This window comes from Massilia sp. CFBP 13721 (assembly GCF_014842025.1).
GTDB lineage: Bacteria > Pseudomonadota > Gammaproteobacteria > Burkholderiales > Burkholderiaceae_D > Telluria.
On sequence record NZ_JACYUY010000001.1, the window covers coordinates 184,098 to 203,118 of the forward strand.

The 19,021-nt window shown below is 66.8% G+C and carries 11 protein-coding genes; 6 read left to right on the forward strand and 5 right to left on the reverse strand.

The features are described from left to right. Nucleotides 1-76: 76 nt before the first annotated feature. Complete coding sequence (wrbA, locus tag IFT60_RS00800; protein WP_192048437.1) at nucleotides 77-676, forward strand: NAD(P)H:quinone oxidoreductase; 600 nt, start codon at nucleotides 77-79, stop codon at nucleotides 674-676. A gap of 2,370 nt (nucleotides 677-3,046) precedes the next feature. After that, a complete protein-coding gene (locus tag IFT60_RS00805; protein ID WP_192048439.1) occupies nucleotides 3,047-4,039 on the forward strand; it encodes a tyrosine-type recombinase/integrase in 993 nt (330 codons plus the stop codon). A 47-nt stretch (nucleotides 4,040-4,086) separates the two neighbouring features. Here the strand turns inward: IFT60_RS00805 and IFT60_RS00810 are convergent, their stop codons facing one another. Continuing rightward, nucleotides 4,087-4,701 carry a PKD domain-containing protein gene (locus IFT60_RS00810; protein WP_192048441.1) on the reverse strand — a complete coding sequence of 205 codons (615 nt, stop codon included), beginning with the start codon at nucleotides 4,699-4,701 and terminating at the stop codon, nucleotides 4,087-4,089. Between the two features lie 239 nt (nucleotides 4,702-4,940). Next, nucleotides 4,941-5,705: a hypothetical protein gene (locus tag IFT60_RS00815; protein WP_192048443.1), complete on the reverse strand. Its 765-nt coding sequence runs from the start codon at nucleotides 5,703-5,705 to the stop codon at nucleotides 4,941-4,943. A gap of 312 nt (nucleotides 5,706-6,017) precedes the next feature. On the opposite strand from IFT60_RS00815, the gene IFT60_RS00820 reads away from it, so the two are divergent. After that, complete coding sequence (locus tag IFT60_RS00820; RefSeq protein ID WP_192048445.1) at nucleotides 6,018-7,100, forward strand: AI-2E family transporter; 1,083 nt, start codon at nucleotides 6,018-6,020, stop codon at nucleotides 7,098-7,100. Between the two features lie 114 nt (nucleotides 7,101-7,214). On the opposite strand, the gene IFT60_RS00825 is transcribed toward IFT60_RS00820, so the two are convergent. From IFT60_RS00825 to IFT60_RS00835, 3 genes are all read right to left on the reverse strand, one after another. Beyond that, nucleotides 7,215-9,188 carry a TRAP transporter large permease subunit gene (locus IFT60_RS00825; RefSeq protein WP_192048447.1) on the reverse strand — a complete coding sequence of 658 codons (1,974 nt, stop codon included), beginning with the start codon at nucleotides 9,186-9,188 and terminating at the stop codon, nucleotides 7,215-7,217. Beyond that, nucleotides 9,185-9,769, reverse strand: coding sequence for a TRAP transporter small permease subunit (locus tag IFT60_RS00830; protein ID WP_192048449.1), 585 nt, complete (start codon nucleotides 9,767-9,769; stop codon nucleotides 9,185-9,187). Before IFT60_RS00830 ends, IFT60_RS00825 begins: the two co-directional genes overlap by 4 nt. A gap of 85 nt (nucleotides 9,770-9,854) precedes the next feature. After that, on the reverse strand, nucleotides 9,855-11,006 hold the full coding sequence (locus IFT60_RS00835) for a TRAP transporter substrate-binding protein (protein ID WP_192048451.1): 1,152 nt from the start codon (nucleotides 11,004-11,006) through the stop codon (nucleotides 9,855-9,857). A gap of 249 nt (nucleotides 11,007-11,255) precedes the next feature. Between IFT60_RS00835 and IFT60_RS00840 the strand changes: the two genes are divergently transcribed. From IFT60_RS00840 to IFT60_RS00850, 3 genes are all read left to right on the forward strand, one after another. Further along, nucleotides 11,256-12,167 carry a LysR substrate-binding domain-containing protein gene (locus tag IFT60_RS00840; RefSeq protein WP_192048803.1) on the forward strand — a complete coding sequence of 304 codons (912 nt, stop codon included), beginning with the start codon at nucleotides 11,256-11,258 and terminating at the stop codon, nucleotides 12,165-12,167. A 90-nt stretch (nucleotides 12,168-12,257) separates the two neighbouring features. Further along, on the forward strand, nucleotides 12,258-13,442 hold the full coding sequence (locus IFT60_RS00845; RefSeq protein ID WP_192048453.1) for a M48 family metalloprotease: 1,185 nt from the start codon (nucleotides 12,258-12,260) through the stop codon (nucleotides 13,440-13,442). Next, nucleotides 13,439-18,919 carry an AAA domain-containing protein gene (locus tag IFT60_RS00850; RefSeq protein ID WP_192048455.1) on the forward strand — a complete coding sequence of 1,827 codons (5,481 nt, stop codon included), beginning with the start codon at nucleotides 13,439-13,441 and terminating at the stop codon, nucleotides 18,917-18,919. The genes IFT60_RS00845 and IFT60_RS00850 overlap by 4 nt, the downstream gene beginning before the upstream one ends. The last annotated feature ends 102 nt before the right edge of the window (nucleotides 18,920-19,021 follow it).

The following is a 19,021-nucleotide window of genomic DNA, read 5'->3' on the forward strand; positions in this document are numbered from 1 at the left end:
AATCACGATCGGGGTAGCATAGGACGCCTGCACATCCATTCCAGCTTCATGTCATTCATTTGCGAAGGAGAATCGCATGGCAAAGGTACTGGTTCTGTATTACTCCACCTATGGTCACATCGAGCAGATGGCGAACGCCATGGCCGAAGGCGTACGCGCCGGCGGCGCCGACGTGGTGGTCAAGCGGGTGCCGGAGACGGTGCCCGAGGCGATCGCGCGCGGCGCCCATTTCAAGCTCGACCAGCAGGCACCGGTCGCGACCGTCGACGAACTGCCCAATTACGACGCGATCGTCATCGGCGCGCCGACCCGCTATGGCCGCATGCCCGCGCAAATGGCCGCCTTCCTCGACCAGACCGGCGGCCTGTGGGCGCGCGGCGCCCTGCACGGGAAGGTCGGCGCCGCCTTCACCTCGACCGCGACCCAGCACGGCGGCCAGGAAACGACGCTGTTCTCGATCATCACGAACCTGCTGCACTTCGGGATGGTCGTGGTCGGCTTGCCGTACAGCTTCGCCGGCCAGATGACGCTCGACGAAATCACCGGCGCCAGCCCCTACGGCGCCAGCACGATCGCCGGCGGGCAGGGGCAGCGCCAGCCCAGCCAGAACGAACTGGAAGGGGCGCGGCACCAGGGCGAGCTGGTGGCGAAGACGGCGGTCAAGCTGTTCGGCTGAACGGAAAGTGGCTTCCAGGCGGCTCCGGCGCCAGGCGCTGTTCGGGAGCCAAGGCGGCACGCTGTTTCGTGGTACCGCTGAATACGAGGAGCGCCTCGACTGCGTCGGTTGATGGAGTCGAACGGTCGCGCCAGGGAAGGGCACTGCAATGTGATCGGCCCCTGGCATAGCCCGGGATGCAGCGGCGCGGCTGCGTCGGAAGGGTCATCCGCGTTTGCATCGGCACGACGTGATCGTGGGACGCGGGGCCCGGTGCAGCGCGAGGACGCAAGGATTACGGGGTAGATGCAGCTTGCGCACGACAGCGGGGAAAACCGGCCGTAACGGATATTTGCAGCGCCAGGAAAAGTCCGGCAGTTGCTGCTGCCCGTACCAAACGTGCAAACTCAGGCGCATCGATGCTCGACTGTCAGTCGCCGGAGCAGTCAAAAACGCCATTGGCCTGAGAATTCCGTCCACATCAGCAACTCGACATTACGCATTATATTGTCGAGTTCGCCTTTCTTTGGCTTGGAAATTAGTAATTGGTCCTGCAGTGCGATCGAAATGGGCCAATGCACGTAGCGCTGACAGCGGGTCAGCGGCGAAGAGCGCTGCAAGCCCGACTGTCATCACTCAGAAAAATATCGATGAATTGACGCCATCAGTTCGACCCGATTTGTTCTAAGGCTCAGTTCAAGGTATGGATCTACGAACGTTTCATCGACGGCGAACATCGCTATTTCATTGTGCCGAATACTGTCGACCGCGCAATCATTATCTTCGCTGAGGGAATGCCTCAACCGACAGAACAGGGGGGCGACGCTCGTAAACCGAGCAAGAATCATCGACGAGGAGTGGACAGGCCGTACCGATCGTGCTGTCGAGGTCCACATCAACGTCCTGCTGACGCCGCCATAACTGGCGAACCATTTCACGTCCGCTGACCTAAGCAAGCAACACAGCCTCATGTCCAAAAACAATAAACCCTTGGCGGCAGCAGTGGCTGCAGCCGCGCCGGCACGCCGACACTGGGGCGATCGCTTCGCTTACTTCGCTGGCGATTCGGATGACACGGGGCGCGCTCCCAGCCCGTCTGGCTCTTCTTTCACGACTGCATCCAGCCGCGACCTCAACGGCCCTTCAGTTATCGACGGTTGCTCTTGGCGAGCAATGCCAGTTTTCCAGGACAGTCGTCTCAACAAGAGACTGACCTAAGGTTAGCGGTTCAAATTCCAGACTCTACAAACGTCCGTCTAGCTTTGAGTGTGGCCGCGGTTGGCTGACGATTGCAGCGTTCTTGTGTATCCTCTTCAAACCGAAGCTTCGCAGAAGATTTCACTCGGTTTTTGGCAACGTCCATGCGGATTTTCATAGGAAGAAAATGAACGAGTGTCTCAAATTTACTGTCGCTCGTTCGGCGTGTCTCAAATTTACTTCGCTTAAACGACCACATTTACTTCGCCGGACGTCCGGGGAGAGGGATTTTGGAGACTCCTACCGCTGCCAATGTCCCTGCGTCGAGAGCGCATTTGACATAATATAGATTATGCGAAGTTCCAGTTTGACTGTGAACCTCGCCGTTTATTCTCGAACTCGGCACTTTCCGTACCCTAATGACGCCACCAAATCATTCCGCAGCAATTCTACAGGTACCCCATTCGACAGTTGTCCATGACATCGGCCACCGGAATCATTCACCTGAAGCAAGCGTCCACACTCGTCGGTCGCGTCCTGGCGCGGTTCGATCGTCTCGCCGATGCGAACCGCGCGCTGGCGTCGGTTAAGCTTTCGACGTCGGACCAGTGCAACCCGTCATCCAGCACGCTATCACTTTGCGCAGATTATTTATGCCGGACGCGTTAATGGCCAGCCTGGCCATGCATTTCTCCAACTTGACATGCTCGTGCCGACCGGCCCAACCCAAAGCACGACCTTGTCCTTCCGCGGCCCGACGCGACGCTCGCTGTTTGGTGCAATACCTGTCTGGACCTTGGCGTCCGGACTACCCTCGATGAGACGCGCCTACCGCATTCAGGCCCGCGCATTTCCGGTGCTATGTGCGCTGCGACCTTGCCTTGGCCAGTCCCATTTCCGGCGGAGACCGCGGCGGCTGCGCAGGCAACCGCGACGCAGCGCGGTCGTCCCGATCCGTACCAGTCTGGCTTGCATACAGCTTCGCTCCGCAGCCTTTCCGGGAGCTGGCCAACGAAATCCTGTGGTGTCATCGTCAACGGCAGGTCCAGCACCCTCCTCAGCCTGATACGCCCACGTTTCACTGCCGATCTTGTCGCCCGCGCACCACTCCGGCCCCATTTTCTGATGGCTGGGTTTTGTTTTATCGAGTATTTGAAAACACTTGTGGGTTAGTTACGGTATATGATAGACACCATGCCCGACTTGACTGCCTGGGGAACCGCTCCCCTCAAAGCCTTCACCGATTTCGTGTTCACGATCGATTTTGCGAACACCGGCCGCCGCCTGCGCGCCGACGGCACGCCGCGGATGGTGTCGCGGGAATCGGCCAAGATCTACATCTTCATGTTCGGCAACTTCGCGCGTTGGCTGGCCGAACAGGGCAAGACCCTGTTCACCCTTACCCATGCCGACCTCATCGGGTTCGTGAATCGCACCGAGCACGGCAAGCGTGTCCTCAACAGCAAGATCGCTTACCGCTACCTGCGCCTGCTGGAGCGCTGTTTCGAATACCTGCAGGTCACGCCGAATCCAGCCGAACAGGCGATCCTGGCGACCAATTACACCGACCTTGCCAGGGACGATGCCAGCCGCGCCCTGTCCGAGGAACAGCTGGAGCGCTTCTTCGATGCCCTGCCCTCGCATCCGCCACGGCGGCGCCGCGTGACGCCCTTCGACGGCTGGAAGCGCCGGCGCGACCGCGCCATGCAGGTGGTCATTGCGCTGGCGGGCCTGCGCGTTTCCGAAGCGACCGGATTGCTGGTCCACGAGGTTGGCCAGCAGGTGGCCATCGACGGTTCGATCGAGCTGACCATCACACCCGACGAGAAGCACGACACCAGCCACGAGCACACGACCACCCTGCCGCGCCGCGGCGTCGAGGAGTTGCGGCCCTGGCTGGAGGAACGCGCGAAGATGGGAATTCCGGGCGAGTTCGTGTTTCCGGCGAATGTCGCCGGCGACAAGCTGACCAAGAAAACCGTGTATGTGCAGATCCGCGCCACCTTCGAGCGCGCGGGAATGGACCTGGCGCGTTCCGGCGGGCGTACCTTGCGCAATACCTTCGCCAAGCGCCAGCTCGACGAGGGTGCGAGCGCCGGCGAGCTGAAGGACGTGCTTGGCCTGGCGCTCGAGCGTTCGGCGGCGGACTACAAGCTGGCGCGCGTAAAACCCGATCCGACGGAGTAAAACGGTTCGTCGATGGCGTCAGCCGGGCGGCCGCGGCGATCATTCGGCTATTTCTTCGGCAGCCCTTTCAACCTGGCCTGCACAGCGGCCGGCGTTTCCGGCCCCAACAGCGAGCGCGTCGGCTGGACGGCAGCTGCCGCGTTTTCCGCGGCGCCAAACGGCCTGGGCGGTTCCACGGTCACGAGCCGGAACGTCGACGTCGTCCTGCCGGTCGAATCGGTCACGTTCACCACGATCGTGAAGTCGCCCGCGCCCGCGTAGGTGTGGGTGGCGCTGATGCTGCCTCTGCCGCGGGTTTCGTCGACGATCGCGGGCTGCGGGCCGCTGCCGTCGCCCCAGTCCACTGTGGCGCTATGGGTATCGCGCGGGTTGCGGTCGCTGAAGGTTTGCGTGAGCGTGGTCGCCACGGTCGGACGGATCGGCTCGCCCAGCGCCACCGGCCCCAGCACCGGCGCGTCCGTTCCCGCCCGGCCCTGGCGCAGCAGCACCAGCCCGGCGTTCGAATTGGCGACAATGTCGCCCGACGGCGCAATGTGCAGGGCCTGGGTCAGGACCAGGCCGGCGGGCGCATCGAGCAGGCGGGTGTTCAGGTTAACCGGGGAAAAGTTCGACCAGCGGTAGGCCAGTTCGGTCTCGCTGCCGTCGGGGTTGGCGCGCGTCATCGAGCCGACGATCGTCCCCGTATCGTTGATGTCTGCGGCACCCGACTCGACGAACGGCGCCGGTGCAGGTCGACCAGGCCGCGCGGGCGCGAGAAATAGAAGGCGTGGATACGGCCAGGATCGGGCGGCAGCAGACGCCCCACCGCTTCGCTGCGTTCGTTCAGCGCGGCGATGACGGACTGCGATCCAGGCCGCGAGACGAAGGCGGCGCCGGCGCGGCGGTTCCACAGCAGGGAGCGCTAATACTGGTTGCCGGCTGCGTCGGCCGTCACCGCGGTCGCCCCGACCTCGTTGCGGTCGTTGATCTGGAGTGCGAACGACGAGCTCGCGCCAAATGTGCCGAGGTCGACCAGGCGGCCGGCGGCATCCCACAATACCGAATGGTTGTTGCCGTCCGGCGCCACGGCCACGCCGGCCGCTATGTTCGACTCGTTGATGTCGTAGGCGATCGCTTGCGCGTAGCCGGCCGGCATTTGCAGCGGCACCAGGCGGTTGGCGCCGTCCCAGCGGGCGGCAAGGTCGACTTGCTGGGAAAAGCCGACGATCTGGCCGCGGTTGTTGATGTCGCTGGTAAACGTGTCGGCGTTGGGATGCGGATCGGGCAGCAGGGTCGGCCCGCCCGCCTGCGTCCAGCGGTAAGGCATGAAGGTAGTGACGTCGGGCAGCACCGCGTGGGCGGCGACCTCGCCGCGGTCGTTCAGGTTGGCCACGAGGCTGCCCAGGGCGCCGGCTGGTTCGGCATTGACGACCCGCTGGCCGTCGAAGAAGCCGACGTGCGGCGAATTGTCCGGTCCGGTGTATTCGAAGGCGACCTGGCTGCGCGCGTTGATAAAGGCGCGATACACCGGCGGCGGCGCCAGGTTGACGATGCCGTACACGTCCCTCGGTGCCTGGACCTTTGCCTGGGCAGGCGGAGCGGCCTCTGCCGCCACGCCCCACAAAGTCCCTGCCGCCAGCAGGGTCCCGGCGGCCTGCGTAGCAGCCCGCATCCATCGGATTTCCATGATTGTCCCCTTGGTCATCATGCAGATTGCATGTTCTGACTAATCTAGGCGCGGCGAAAGCAGCCGGGTGGAGGTAGCTCAATGCCGGTGCACGAACCGCACGCTTCCAATTCCCGAACTTATGCTTCGCTTAAGCCAATCTTTTCTCCAAGCCCACTGATCTATACTACCGGGGACCCGGCCGCGCGCCGGCCCACCCGCATGCGACTTGCCGATGAGACAACCGACGCCTCCCGCCAGCGGGAACCAATCTTTTGAACGCGCGGCCGCGCCGACTACGATGCAATACCCGGCGGCGACCCGGTTCCAGCCATGACCGGCACGCGCTATTCCAGGCTCCTCCTTCCGATCGGGTTCGCCGTCGTTCTGGCGCTGTTGCTGCAGCACTTCCTCGGCTCGCTCGCCTGGGCGGCGCTGCTGGCGATCATCACCTGGCCGCTGCATATGCGCCTGATTGCGCGCGGCTGGCCACGCGTGCTCTCGGCCAGCACCCTGCTCGGCGCGCTGGTCGTCAGCTTCATCGGGCCGGCGTTGCTGCTGCTCGATACCCTGGGCGGCGAAGTCGCCAGCGTGCACCGTCTGGTGAACAAGCTCAACGAGACCGGCGTGCCGATGCCGGCCTGGCTGGCGGACCTGCCGATCATCGCGACCTCCGCCCACGAATGGTGGGAAAAGCACCTCGCCGTGCCCGGCGGCCTGAATACCCTGATCCAGACCACCGTGGGCGACTTCATGCCGCACTTGACCGGCGCGGCGCGCACCTGGGGCTCGACCATCCTGGCCAATGCGCTGTACCTGTTCCTTACCTTGTTGACCCTGTTCGTGCTCTACCTGCACGGCCCGACCGTGGTGCGCTACGTCGACCAGACCGGCATGCGCCTGCTGCCGGCGCACTACGGCATGCTGCGCCGCGTGCTGCCGCTGTCGGTGCGCGGCACGGCGCTCGGCCTGTTCTCGATCGCCATCCTGGAGGGCATCGTGCTGGGCCTGGCCTATGCGGTCGCCGGCGCGCCGGCGCCGGTCCTGCTCGGCGTCATCACCGGCTACCTGGCGCTGATTCCGGGCGGCGCGCCGCTGTCGTTCACGATGGTGTCGCTGCTGTTGCTGGGCCAGGGACATTCGGGCGCGGCGCTTGGCCTGTTCATGTGGGGCACGATCGAACTGTTCCTGGTCGACAAATTTGTCCGGCCTAAGCTGATCGGCCGCAAGGTCAACCTGCCCTTCCTGGCCGTGCTGTTCGGCCTGCTGGGCGGTGTGTCGACGATGGGCGTGATCGGCCTGTTCGTGGGCCCGTTCATCATGGCCGTGCTGTTCGTCTGGCTGCGCGGCGGTTACGACCGTGTACTGGAAGAACGCCGTGCAGTCGCCGACGTCAAGGTCGAGCAAGAGTCGTAGAGTAATCCCGCACCCGCTCGCGCCGGCGTCGGGTGGACTACAATCAAGGGCGCACCCGCACCCAGCCACTTCCAGCGAGCAGGCGCTACTGCGTTTCCTGAAGCAGGATTTCTCTTATTTGTACAACACCCCCGGCAGCCACAGCCCGATCGCCGGAAAGGCATATAGCAGCGCGATCCCCAACACCTGGATGCCCATGAAGGGCAGCATGCCCATGAAGATCTGGTTCAGCGTCACGTGCGGCGGCGCCACGCCCTTCAGGTAAAAGGCCGACATCGCCACCGGCGGCGACAGGAAGGCGGTTTGCAGGTTCATCGCCACCAGCAGGCCGAAAAACAGCGGATCGATGTTGAAGTGGGCCAGGAGCGGCACGAAGATCGGCATGAAGATGACGATGATCTCGGTCCACTCGAGCGGCCAGCCGAGCAGGAAAATCACCACCTGCGCCAGCACCATGAACTGCACCGGTGTCAGTTCCATCCCCAGCACCCAGGCATTGATGATTTCCTGCCCGCCCAGCAGGGCGAACGCGGCCGAGAAGATGCTGGAACCAACGAACAGCCAGCACACCATGGCCGTGGTCTTGGTGGTGAGGTGGGCCGACTCGCGCAGCAGGTTGAAATTGAAGCGACGGTAGGCAATCGCCAGGATCAGGCCGCCGAAGGCGCCCATTGCCGCCGCCTCGGTCGGCGTCGCCAGCCCGAACACGATGCTGCCGAGGACCGCCAGGATCATGATCGCCAGCGGGAACAGCGAGCCGAGCAGCATCTTGAAGATTTCCAGGCGCGCAAAGCTGAAGAACAGGTAGAACACGGCCAGCGCGGCCGCGCCGACGGCGAGCACGATCCAAAACGTCTGCGTGGCCGGTTTGGCGACTGGATCGGCCGCGACCGAAGTCGGCCCGGCGCCGGCGTTCGACGGCGCGACAGAGGCTGCCGACAGGGCCGTACCGCTGCCTGCACCCGAAGTCGCCGGCGTAGCGGGCGGCGCCCCTTCCAGCGGCGGCTCGGCCAGCCCACCCTCGACCGGTGGTTCGGCCAGGCCGCCTTCCGCGGGCGGTTCCTGCAGGCCGCCGCTGTCGCCGGCGGACGGGGCGCTCAAATCCTGCGCGGCGCTCATCTCGACCAGCTCGGTGGGCGCCGCTTCGGGCGCGGTGACGATGCGGTAACTGGCGCCCATGACGAGGATGAAAGCAAGCGCGGGCAGCAGCGCCACGAACAGGTTCGAGGCGAGCATACCGCGCGGCAGGCGCGCGCCCGTGAAGGCCTGCACCAGGCCGGACAGCGCCATCTTGTTGTAGGCATTCGGAATCGCGCGGGTGAAAGCCGGCAGTTCGACCACACGCTCCGCGGCCGGCAGCGGCGGTGCCGCCGACGGTTTGAGCCTGGCTACCAGCAGGACATAGCCGACGTACAGCGCCGCCAGCATGATGCCGGGAAATAAGGCGCCCGCATACAGCTTGACCACCGATACCCCGGCCGTCGCCCCGTACACAATCAGCAGTACCGAGGGCGGAATCAGGATGCCCAGGCAGCCGCCCGCCGTAATGCAGCCGGCCGACAATTGCGTGCTGTAGCCGGCTTTCAGCATGGCCGGCAGCGCCAGCAGCCCCATCAGCGTGACGACAGCACCGACGATGCCGGTGGCGGTGGCGAAGATGGCGCAGGTGACGATGGTCGCCACCGCCAGCGAGCCGGGCACGCGCGCCATGGCGATGTGCAGGCTCTTGAACAGGCGTTCGATCAGGTTGGCGCGCTCGACCAGGTAACCCATGAAGATGAACAGCGGGATCGAGATCAGCACGTCGTTGGCCATCACCGAATAGGCGCGCTGCACCATCAGGTCGAGCGTCAGCTGCACCGCCTGGCCCGGGTCCTGGCTGTGGAAGGCGAACCAGGCGAAGATCACCCCCATGCCCATCAGCGTGAACGCCGTCGGAAAACCGAGCATGATGGCGACCACCACCAGCGCCAGCATCAGGAGGCCCAGGTGGCCGTTGGTCATCTCGTCCGGGGCCGGCATCAGCCAGAACAGGGCGGCGACGATCGCGACCAGGATCGACAGCCCGAACCAGGTCTCCTTTCTCATGTGGTCCCCGGCTCGTCCGCATGCACCATCGCCTTGAGCTTGTCGACGTCGACTTCCTCAACGTCGGCCTCGCGCGAGGGCCAGGCGCCGTCGCGCAGGCAGACCACGCAGCGCACGATCTCGACCGCCCCCTGCAGCAGGAGCAGGATGCCGGCCAGGGGAATGACCATCTTGAACGGATACAGCGGCGGGCCGTTGGCGGTGAGCGTCGAGTGCTCCTGGATGGCGAGCGACTCGGCCGCATAGGTAGTGCCGGCCCAGACCAGGGCGATCACGCCGGGAATGAAGAAGACGACATACAGCAGCAGGTCGAGGCCAGCCTGCAGGCGCGGCGGAAAGAAGGTGTACAGCACGTCGCCGCGCACGTGGCCGTTCTTGGCCAGCGTATAGGCCCCGGCCATCATGAAGGCGCTGCCGTACATCATGATCATCAGGTCGAAGGCCCAGGGGTTGGGCGTGTTCAGGGCATAGCGCGCGAATACTTCCCAGGTGATGAGGAAAGTGAGCGCCACGATCAGCCACGAAAACGCCTGGCCCACCCAGCTGCTGATGCGGTCGACGAACAACAAGACTCTCTGCATGAAGCCCCTCCGGTCGCCCAATAAATCCACCCCGGGGCCACCCCGGCAACCGGCGTGGCATCCAACGCGCCTGCAGGCCAGTGGCTCAGGCCTTGGTCGGCGCCGCCGCTTTTTTGCCGAAGTAGTGGTTGTAGGCCATGCGGCGCGGATTGTTGGTGTCCATGTCCCACTTCATGGCGCGCTCGGCAAAGGTGCGCATCGACGCCTCCACCTTCCTGAACAGCGGGTTGTTGGCCCCCTTTTTCGCCACCACTTCGTCCCACACCGCCAGCTGCGCCTGCAGTACCGCGTCCGGCGTCTTGTAGAACTTGACGCCCTGCTTGGCCTGCATCTCGCGGTAATCCTTGGAGTAGCGGTCGACCGCCTTCCAGGCCATGTCGGACGACGATGCCTCGACCGCGTTCTCGATGATCGATTTCAGTTTCGGCGGCAGCGCGTTGTATTTGGTCTTGTTGAAGGTGATCTCGAATTGTTCCGAGCTCTGGTGAAAGCTTTGCAGCATGCACACCTTGGAGACGTCGGGAAAGCCGAGCAGGCGGTCCGAGCTGGCGTTGTTGAATTCGGCGCCGTCGAGCAGGCCGCGGTCCATTGCCGGCACGATCTCGCCGCCCGGCAGCGCGTTCACTGCCGCCCCCATGGCGGTGAACAGGTCGATCGCCAGGCCGTTGGTGCGGAACTTCATGCCCTTCAAGTCTTCCTTCTTGCTGATCGGCTTCTTGAACCAGCCCAGCGGCTGGGTCGGCATCGGGCCGGTGAGAAAGGAAACGATGTTGGCGCCGATGCCGTTGTACAGCTCGGCGAGGAGTTCCTTGCCGCCGCCGTACTTGTGCCAGGCCAGCACCATATTGGCGTCCATGCCGTAGGCCGGCCCCGAGGTCCACAAGGCGATCGCCGCCTGCTTGCCGTAGTTGTAGCCCATCACGCCGTGGCCGCCGTCGAGGGTGCCTTTCGAGACGGCGTCAAGCAGGCCGAATGCCGGCACCACGGCGCCGGCGGGCAGCACCTCGATGCGCAGCTCGCCGCCGGTCATGTCGTTCACCTTCCTGGCGAAGTCGAGCGCGTACTCGTGGAAGATGTCCTTGCTCGGCCAGGTGCTCTGGAAGCGCATTTTCGTCGGCGTTTGCGCAGTGGCGATCATGGGCACCGCGAGCGTGGCGCCGGCGGCGGCGCTGCCCAGGAATTTCCTGCGCCCTGGGGCCGACTGAGATTGTTTCGACGCGTTGCCATCCTTCTTCATGATATGTCTCCTGTCTGGTTTTATGAGGACTGATCGGATCAGCCGGCACATCCATTCGCAGATGCTGCCGATTTTCCTACGGCTTTCGCGCGCCGGGCCGGATATGGATGTGGTTGGTTTGTGATAGGTCAAAACTTGGTCGAATCGTCGGCTGGGTAAGCTGATTGTGGTCAATTGCCTAATGCAATTGCTGACCGAAGCAGATGCCGGGTTATCATGCCGCCATCAGCAATCGCCCCCACCGAAAGCATGCTCAAACTCAGCCTGGACGCCCTGCTCACCGTCGACACCATTGCCCGCCGCGGCTCTTTTGCCGCCGCCGCCAAAGAACTGTTCCGGGTACCCTCCACGATTTCCTACACTGTGGCCAAGCTCGAGGAAGACCTGGGCGTGCAGCTGTTCGAGCGCTTTGGCCCGCGCGTCGAACTCACGCCAGCCGGCGCCGAACTGCTCAAGGAGGGGCGCTACCTGTTGAAAGCCGCGGGCGACCTCGAACGGCGCGTGCGGCGCGTGGCCTCGGGCTGGGAAACCGAGTTCACCATCGCCATCGATTCGATGCTGTGCCCGAACCCGCTGATGGAAGCGGTCGAAAGCTTTTGCGCCGTGGCCGACCAGACCCGCCTGCGCCTGCTGAAGGAAGCCCTGTCCGGCACCTGGGAAGCGCTGCTCGACCGCCGCGCCGACCTGCTGGTGGGCGCGGCCGGCGCCGGTCCTTCGGGCGGCGGCTACACCGCGCTGCCGCTGGCGACGGTGCGCTTCCTGTTCGTGACCACGCCCGGTCATCCGCTCGCTGCCATCACCGCGCCGCTGGCCAAGGCCGACCTGGCTGCGCACCGCGCCGTATCCGTATCGGACTCGGCGCGCCAGCTGCAGGCGCGCACCGTCGGCCTGCTGTTCGGCCAGAACACGCTGGCCGTGCCCGACATGCAAACCAAGTACGCCTTCCAGCGCGCCGGCCTCGGTTTCGGCTTCCTGCCCGAACCCTGGGTTCGCGAGGACGTCGCGGCCGGCCGCCTGGTGGTCAAGGCGGTCGAGGAGCCCAAGCCCGACGAAACCCTGTACCTGGCCTGGCGCACCGGCGAATCGGGCGCGGCGCTCGACTGGTGGAAGGAACGGGTGCGCGACGGCGTGCTGGTCGAGCGCATGCTGAACCCGGCCTGAGTACTCCGGCGGCTGGCGTGGACGCCCGCTGCGCTTTCCCTGTAAACTCAGCAGCATCCACCTTCCGCACCTATTCGACAGCACCGTCTCATGGATTCCCCCACACCAGCACGTTCCGTCCTCGCCCCCCTGGCTTACCACACCGCCGTCATCGACTACCTGCGCTGCCACGAGCCCGACGTCTGGCGCTGGGCCAGCGAGCGCACCACCGATGCCCAGCAGCGCGAGGCCCTGCGCGCGGCGCTGCTGCGCGGTACCTACCGCATCGAGCCGGAAGCGCATCCCGGGGTCCACGGCCACCTGGCGACCGCCATGGCGCGCCTCGGCATCGACGCGCCGGCCACGCTGTACCAGATGCCCGGCCAGGAAATGAATGCCGCCCTGTACTACGTGGCGAGCGAAGTCCACATCGTCGTCCAGGGCCCGCTGTTCGAGCGCATGACGGCGGACGAGCTGCGCGCGGTGTTCGGCCACGAGCTGGCGCATTACCTGTTGTGGTCGCGGGATGGCGGCAGCCTGTTCGTGGCCGACCGCATCCTGCACGACGCGGTGGTTACCGGCCAGGCGTCAAGCAGCCAGCGCGAGACCTGGCGCAGGTACGCGCTGCACACCGAATTGTTCGCCGACCGCGGCGGGGCGCTGGCGGCGGATGGCGTGGCGCCGGCGGTGGCGGCACTGGTGAAGGTGGAGACCGGGATCGGCACGGTCGACGCCGCCGCCTACCTGCGCCAGGCCGCCGAGGTCGAATCGAACGAGGCCGGCGCCAGCGCCGCGCATACGCACCCCGAAACGTTCGTTCGCGCGCGGGCACTGGCGCATTGGTGGGACGGCGCGCCCGATCTCGAAGCCTGGCTCGAGAAGCGCCTGCTCGGCCCACTCGCGCTGGAGCGGCTCGACCTGCCGGGCCAGGCGCGCCTGCAGATGCTTACGCGCGGCTTCCTGGCGCACTACCTGGCCGGCACGGCGCTCGCCAGCGATGCCGTACTGGCCCAACTGCGCAGCATGTTCCCCGACTGGCGCGACGACGAACCGGGGCTCGATCCGGCGCAGTTTGATGGCGCCGACGCCAGCATTCACGCCTACCTGAACGCCCTGATGCTCGACCTGGCCCTGCGCGACCCCGACCAGCAGGACGCCGCGCTGCTGCGCGCCGGCGAAGTCGCAACCACCCTCGGCAGCCTCGATGACTTGATACTGCGCCTGCGCCGCGACGCCGGCTTCGGCAAGCGCGAACTGGACCGCTACAAACGCCGCCTGGCGAAGGAATCCGCATGAACGACCCTATCGACGCCAACCTGGCGCCGCCCGCTGCCGACCTGCGCGCCCTCATCGAGGCCCAAGCCGGCATGCCGCTACCACCGGACGACATCGTGCGCCTGATGCTGCCGCTGTTCGCGCAGGTCGCGGCATTGCACGCCGACGGCAAGGTGGCCGGCCTCGACGCCGACGAGATCGTGCTGGCCGCAGGCGTGCTCGCCCTGCGCCGCCCGCAGGGCCTGGTGCCCAGCCTGGCGCCGGCGGCCATCGCCCGCATCCAGCCGCATGCCGCGTCCAGCCTGAACATCATCGGCGCGCTCGAACGCGGCCGCAGCGGCGACGACAGCCTGCCGGAGACGCAGGACCTGGCCCTGCAAAGCGACGCCGGCGCGCCGATCGCGCGTCCCGTCTACCTGCCGGGACCACTGAGCTGGGAACGCCTGCTCGGCCACCACGACGAACTGACCGACGTGTTCGCGCTCGGGATGACCCTGGCGGCGCTGGCCACCGGCCTCGATTTCGCGATGGAGGACGACCTGCGCCAGTTCGTCACCCAGCGCCGCAACCTGTTCGCGCTGAACCCGCGCCTGCACCCGATCCTGGCCGCGCTGGTCGTCGAGATGACCGAGGTCAACCGCCACGAGCGCGCCACCGGCGTCGCCGCGCTGGCCACGCGCCTGCGCACCTGGCGCGACCAGCCGCTCGCGCTCGACGTCGGCCGCGCGCTGGCCGGCACATCCGGCGCCACCGGCCGCCGCGCCGCGGTGCTGACCCATCTGCGCGACCGCCTGTTCGACCTGTCGCGCCACAACCGCCTGCTGCACTTCCGCCCGACGGCAGCCACCGTCAACCTGACTGTCGCCAGCGTGCCGCTGGTGCTGCAGGTCGACAGCATCCGCGCGGACGACATCTGCACCTGGAACGGCGCCTTTGCCGCCGACGTGGTGGCCGGCAAGCCGGTCTCGCTGCAGCAATGGCTGCGCTTCGACGACCAGCCGTATCTGCCCGGCGCGCTCGACCAGCTGCTGTCCGACACCCGCCGCGACCGCGCCGAATTCGGCTTCAGCAACCTGCGCCTGGTGGTCGCTTTCCTGCGCTGGCACAACCTGAAGGAAGACCCGGACGAGCGCATCGTCACGCCGCTGCTGTGGCTGCCCGTCGAGCTGGTCAAGCGCAAGGGCGTGCGCGACCATTACGTGCTGCAGTGCGCGGATGCCGACGCCGAATTCAATCCGGTGCTGCGCCATCAACTGAGCCAGCTGTACGACATCCGGCTGCCGGAAAAGGTCGACCTCGAGACAACCTCGCTGGCCGAGATCCACGCCGGCCTGCTGGCGCAAATCCGCCGCACCGAACCGGCAGTCGAGCTGCGCCTGGTCGACAAGCCGGCGATCCGCCTCGTGCGCCAGAAGGCCATGCAGCGCATGCAGCAATACCAGCGGCGTAAACCTGCGGCCGCGCAGCGCACGGCGAACAGTGCGCTGCCGCCCTACAGCTATGCGCGCGACGATTACCGGCCGCTCGGCCAGGCCCTGTTCGAGCGATGGGTGCGCCCAAGTCCGCTGCCGCAGCGCTTCGAGGCCGGCGCGCCACCCCTGGCGGCACCGCGCCAGCCGCAGATGGCGGAAGGTGCCGAGGCCCGCGAGGGCTACGTGCTGGAAGAATCCAGCGGCCACCGCTACGCCTGGGACGTCGACCTGACCCAGGTCACGCTCGCGAACTTCAACTACAAGAAGATGTCGCTGGTACGCGACTACGCCCAGCTGCTCGACACGCCGGACGCGAATCCGGCCTTCGACCGCGTGTTCTCGATCGAGCCGCGCGCCGTCGACACCGGCAGCCCGGCGCCGCTGGCGCAAAGCGAGCGCTGGAACGTGGTGGCATCCGACGCCACCCAGAACGCCGCCGTCAGCCTGGCGCGCAGCGAGCGCAGTTTCATCATCCAGGGGCCGCCCGGCACCGGCAAGTCTCAGACGATCACCAACCTGATCGCCGACTACGCCGGCCGCGGCAAGCGCGTGCTGTTCGTCTGCGAAAAGCGCGCCGCGCTCGACGTCGTCTTCAGCCGCCTGCGCCAGAGCGCCCTCGATCCGTTGTGCTGCCTGATCCACGATTCGCAAACCGACAAGAAGGCCTTCATCGCCGACCTGAAGTCCTGCTACGAAGCCTGGATCGCCCAGCCGAACGACGGCCAGGCACTGGCGGCGCAGCGCGCGGCGCTCGTATCCGAACTCGACGCGCACCAGGCGCGCATCAATGCCTTCGAGGCCGCCCTCGCCGCCGCGCCCGATTCGCTGGGCACCAGCGTGCGTGCGCTGCTGCGGCGCGTGGCCTCGCTGGCGGCGCCGCCCGTTGCATCTCCCGCCGTGCGCGCGGCATTGCCGGAACTGGCAAGCTGGGACGCCCAGCGCGAGCTGGCCATGCGCCTGCACCGCGCCATGCGCGAGCGCTTCGGCCTCGACAGCCTGGCGGCGCACGCATTCGCGCGCCTGGCGCCGGGTCTCGTTACGGACGATGGCGCGTACGCACGCGTCGAAGGGCTGTGCCGCGATACCGACGCGCTATTCGAACAGCTCGACCCATTGTTCGCAAACGAAGCCGGCCCGATCGGCACGGCGACGCCGCTGGCGCAGGCGCGCGCCCTTGCCCAGGAGGCCGCGCGCCTGATGGGAGCCGGCCTGGCCGCGCACCTCGACCTGCTCGACGCGTCGTCCGGCGCGCGCGCCACGCTGCAGGCGACGCGCACCGAGCTGGCGGCGCGCACCGCCGCACTGGCCGAGGCGACGGCCGCGACTGCCCACTGGCGCGACAAGCTCGCCCCGGCCGACACCGCCGCCGCGCTCGCGCTGGCGCAGGAACTCGAACCGTCGCCCCTGCGCTGGCTGCAGCCGCGCTGGTGGCGCCTGCGCGGCGAACTGCAGCGTCGCTACGACTTCGGCAAGCATGCGGTGCAGCCGGATTATCGCCAGGTACTGGCCGCGCTGGCCGCGGAACAGCAGGCCGCCGGCGCCCTTGACGCCGCCGAAGCAGACAGCCGCCAACGCTACGGCGTGGACGACATGAATGCCTTCCTGCGCGCGCTGGGCGAACTGGAGGCGCGCCTGCAAGCCGGCGCCGGACCGCAGGCATTGGTGGCCTGGCTGCGTGCGGCGGCCGATCCAATCGCCGCCGCCGCGCTGCTGGCGCGCGCCGCCCCCGTCATCGAACGCCTGGCCGGGCTCACGCACGACACGCTCGACCTGGCACCGGCCGCGCCGCTGGGTGAGATCGCCGAACTGCTGCGCGACCTGCGCGAGGGCCTGGACGACCTGCCCGACCTGCTGCCGCCCCTGCGCGCCGTGCACGCGGGCGACCCCGCCTGCGCGATGGCGCTGCGCCGTCTCGACCATTCTCCGGAAGAATTCGACGCGCTGCTGGCCGACGAAGCGCTGCGCCGCGCCGAGCGGGCCGCGCCCGTGCTGCAAGCCTTTGGCGGCGCCGCGCTGGCCCAGGCGGCACGCGCGCTCGCCGCCGGCCAGCGCGAGCTGCTGGCCCTGAATGCCCAGGTGGTGCGCGCCAGCCAGCACGCGCGTTTTGCCCGCAACGTCGCTGTCTCCGCCGCCTCGGCCGCGGGGCTCGACGACGCCGCCAAGGCGTTTAAAAAGCGCTATGCGGGCGGGCGGCGCGAACTCGAACACGAATTCGGCAAGAGCATGCGCCACCGCGCCATCCGCGAACTGAGCAGCGGCGATTCCGGCGCCGTCATCAACGACCTCAAGCCGGTCTGGCTGATGAGCCCCCTGTCGGTGTCGGACACGTTGCCGCTCGCGGCCGACCTGTTCGACGTCGTCATCTTCGACGAAGCGAGCCAGATCCCGGTCGAGGAATCGGTACCGGCCCTGAGCCGCGCGCGCCAGGTGGTGGTGGTCGGCGACGAGATGCAGCTGCCGCCGACCAGCTTCTTCGCCAGTGGCAGCGCGGGCGAGATCGACGAAATCGAAGTCGAGGAAGAAGGCGAACGCATCGCGATCCACCTCGATTCCGACAGCCTGCTGAGCCAGGCCGCGCGCAACCTGCCGGCCACGCTGCTGGCCTGGCACTACCGCAGCCGCCACGAAGCCTTGATCAGCTTCTCCAATGCCGCCTTCTACGAGGGGCGCCTGGTGACGATTCCCGACCGCGCCATCGAGCAGGCGGGCGAGGCGGCGGCGCCGGTGCGCTCGGATGCGCCTGACGTCGGCGCGGTGGCCGCCGACAGCCTCGTGGCGCGGCCGGTCAGCTATCACCTGGTGGCGGACGGCGTCTACAGCGAGCGCCGCAACCTGCCCGAGGCGCAGTACATCGCGCGGATGGTGCGCGAACTGCTGCGCCGCGAAACGCCGCACAGCCTGGGCATCGTCGCCTTTTCGGAAGCCCAGCAAGGCGCGATCGAGGCGGCGCTCGACGCCCTCGCAGCGGAGGACGCCGACTTCGCCACGCGCCTGGAACGCGAATATGTGCGCGAGGACGACGACGGGTTCAACGGCCTGTTCGTCAAGAACCTGGAAAACGTGCAGGGCGACGAGCGCGACGTGATCATCCTCAGCATCTGCTATGCCCCCGGGCCGGACGGCAAGATGCTGATGACTTTCGGGCCGATCAACGGGCGCGGCGGCGAAAAGCGCCTGAACGTCATCTTCAGCCGTGCGCGCCACCGGATGGCGGTGGTGTCGACGATTGCGCCGGAAGCGATCACCAACACCCACAACGACGGCGCCGCCGCGCTGCGCGCCTTCCTCCAGTTCGCCCAAGCCAGCAGCGCCGGCCAGTTCGAGCGCGCCCAGGCCGTCCTCGGCGCCCTGAATGCCGGTGCACGCGACGCCTTCGAGCGCCAGGCCGGCGCCGACAGCATCCGCGACGCCCTGGCGCAAGCGCTGCGCGAGCGCGGCCACGACGTGCACGTGAACGTCGGCCGCTCGCAGTTCCGCTGCGACCTCGCGATCGCCGCCCCATCCAAGGGTGGCTACGCCCTCGCCCTGCTGCTCGACAATCCGGGCGAAACGGTGCACGACAGCGCGGAACGTTATGTGTTCCGTCCGGGGATCCTGCGCAGCTTCGGCTGGCGCGTGCTCGACCTGCCGGGCAAGGACTGGCTCGACGATCCGGAGGCCGTGATCGCGCGCATCGAGGCGATGCTGGCCAGCGGCGAAGACACTGCGCTTGGCGTTGAAGTCGCCGCAGTGCCGCTGCTGCCGCGTGCATGGGTGATGGAACCGGCGCCAGTCGAGGTCGAGGCTGCGGCTGCGGATACCGGCACGCCCGACCTGGAACGTTCGCTCGTCTTCCAGGCCGGCAGCTCGCACAAGTTCTGGCGCGCCGCGTTGCGCGGCACGGAACTGACGGTCAGCTACGGCCGCGTCGGCAGTGCCGGCCAGACGCTGGCGAAGAACTTCGAGAGCAGCGACCGCGCCGCGCGCGAGATGGAAAAGCTGGTGGCGGAAAAGCTGCGCAAGGGGTACACCGAGCTTCACCAATAACGGCAGTGCACGGTATGGGATCATGCCGGCTGGTTCGGCCAGCTCCACCACGCCAATAATATCGTTGGCCGACGAGTGTCGCGACCGTAGGGTGGGCTCCGC

Bases quoted from the DNA above. Each gene is read 5' to 3' on its own strand.
- IFT60_RS00805 (WP_192048439.1), top strand. From the start codon at position 3,047: ATGCCCGACTTGACTGCCTGGGGAACCGCTCCCCTCAAAGCCTTCACC.
- IFT60_RS00840 (WP_192048803.1), top strand. From the start codon at position 11,256: ATGCTCAAACTCAGCCTGGACGCCCTGCTCACCGTCGACACCATTGCC.
- IFT60_RS00835 (WP_192048451.1), bottom strand. From the start codon at position 11,006: ATGAAGAAGGATGGCAACGCGTCGAAACAATCTCAGTCGGCCCCAGGG.
- IFT60_RS00820 (WP_192048445.1), top strand. From the start codon at position 6,018: ATGACCGGCACGCGCTATTCCAGGCTCCTCCTTCCGATCGGGTTCGCC.
- IFT60_RS00850 (WP_192048455.1), top strand. From the start codon at position 13,439: ATGAACGACCCTATCGACGCCAACCTGGCGCCGCCCGCTGCCGACCTG.
- IFT60_RS00825 (WP_192048447.1), bottom strand. From the start codon at position 9,188: ATGAGAAAGGAGACCTGGTTCGGGCTGTCGATCCTGGTCGCGATCGTC.
- IFT60_RS00810 (WP_192048441.1), bottom strand. From the start codon at position 4,701: ATGACGCGCGCCAACCCCGACGGCAGCGAGACCGAACTGGCCTACCGC.
- IFT60_RS00815 (WP_192048443.1), bottom strand. From the start codon at position 5,705: ATGGAAATCCGATGGATGCGGGCTGCTACGCAGGCCGCCGGGACCCTG.
- IFT60_RS00845 (WP_192048453.1), top strand. From the start codon at position 12,258: ATGGATTCCCCCACACCAGCACGTTCCGTCCTCGCCCCCCTGGCTTAC.
- wrbA (WP_192048437.1), top strand. From the start codon at position 77: ATGGCAAAGGTACTGGTTCTGTATTACTCCACCTATGGTCACATCGAG.
- IFT60_RS00830 (WP_192048449.1), bottom strand. From the start codon at position 9,769: ATGCAGAGAGTCTTGTTGTTCGTCGACCGCATCAGCAGCTGGGTGGGC.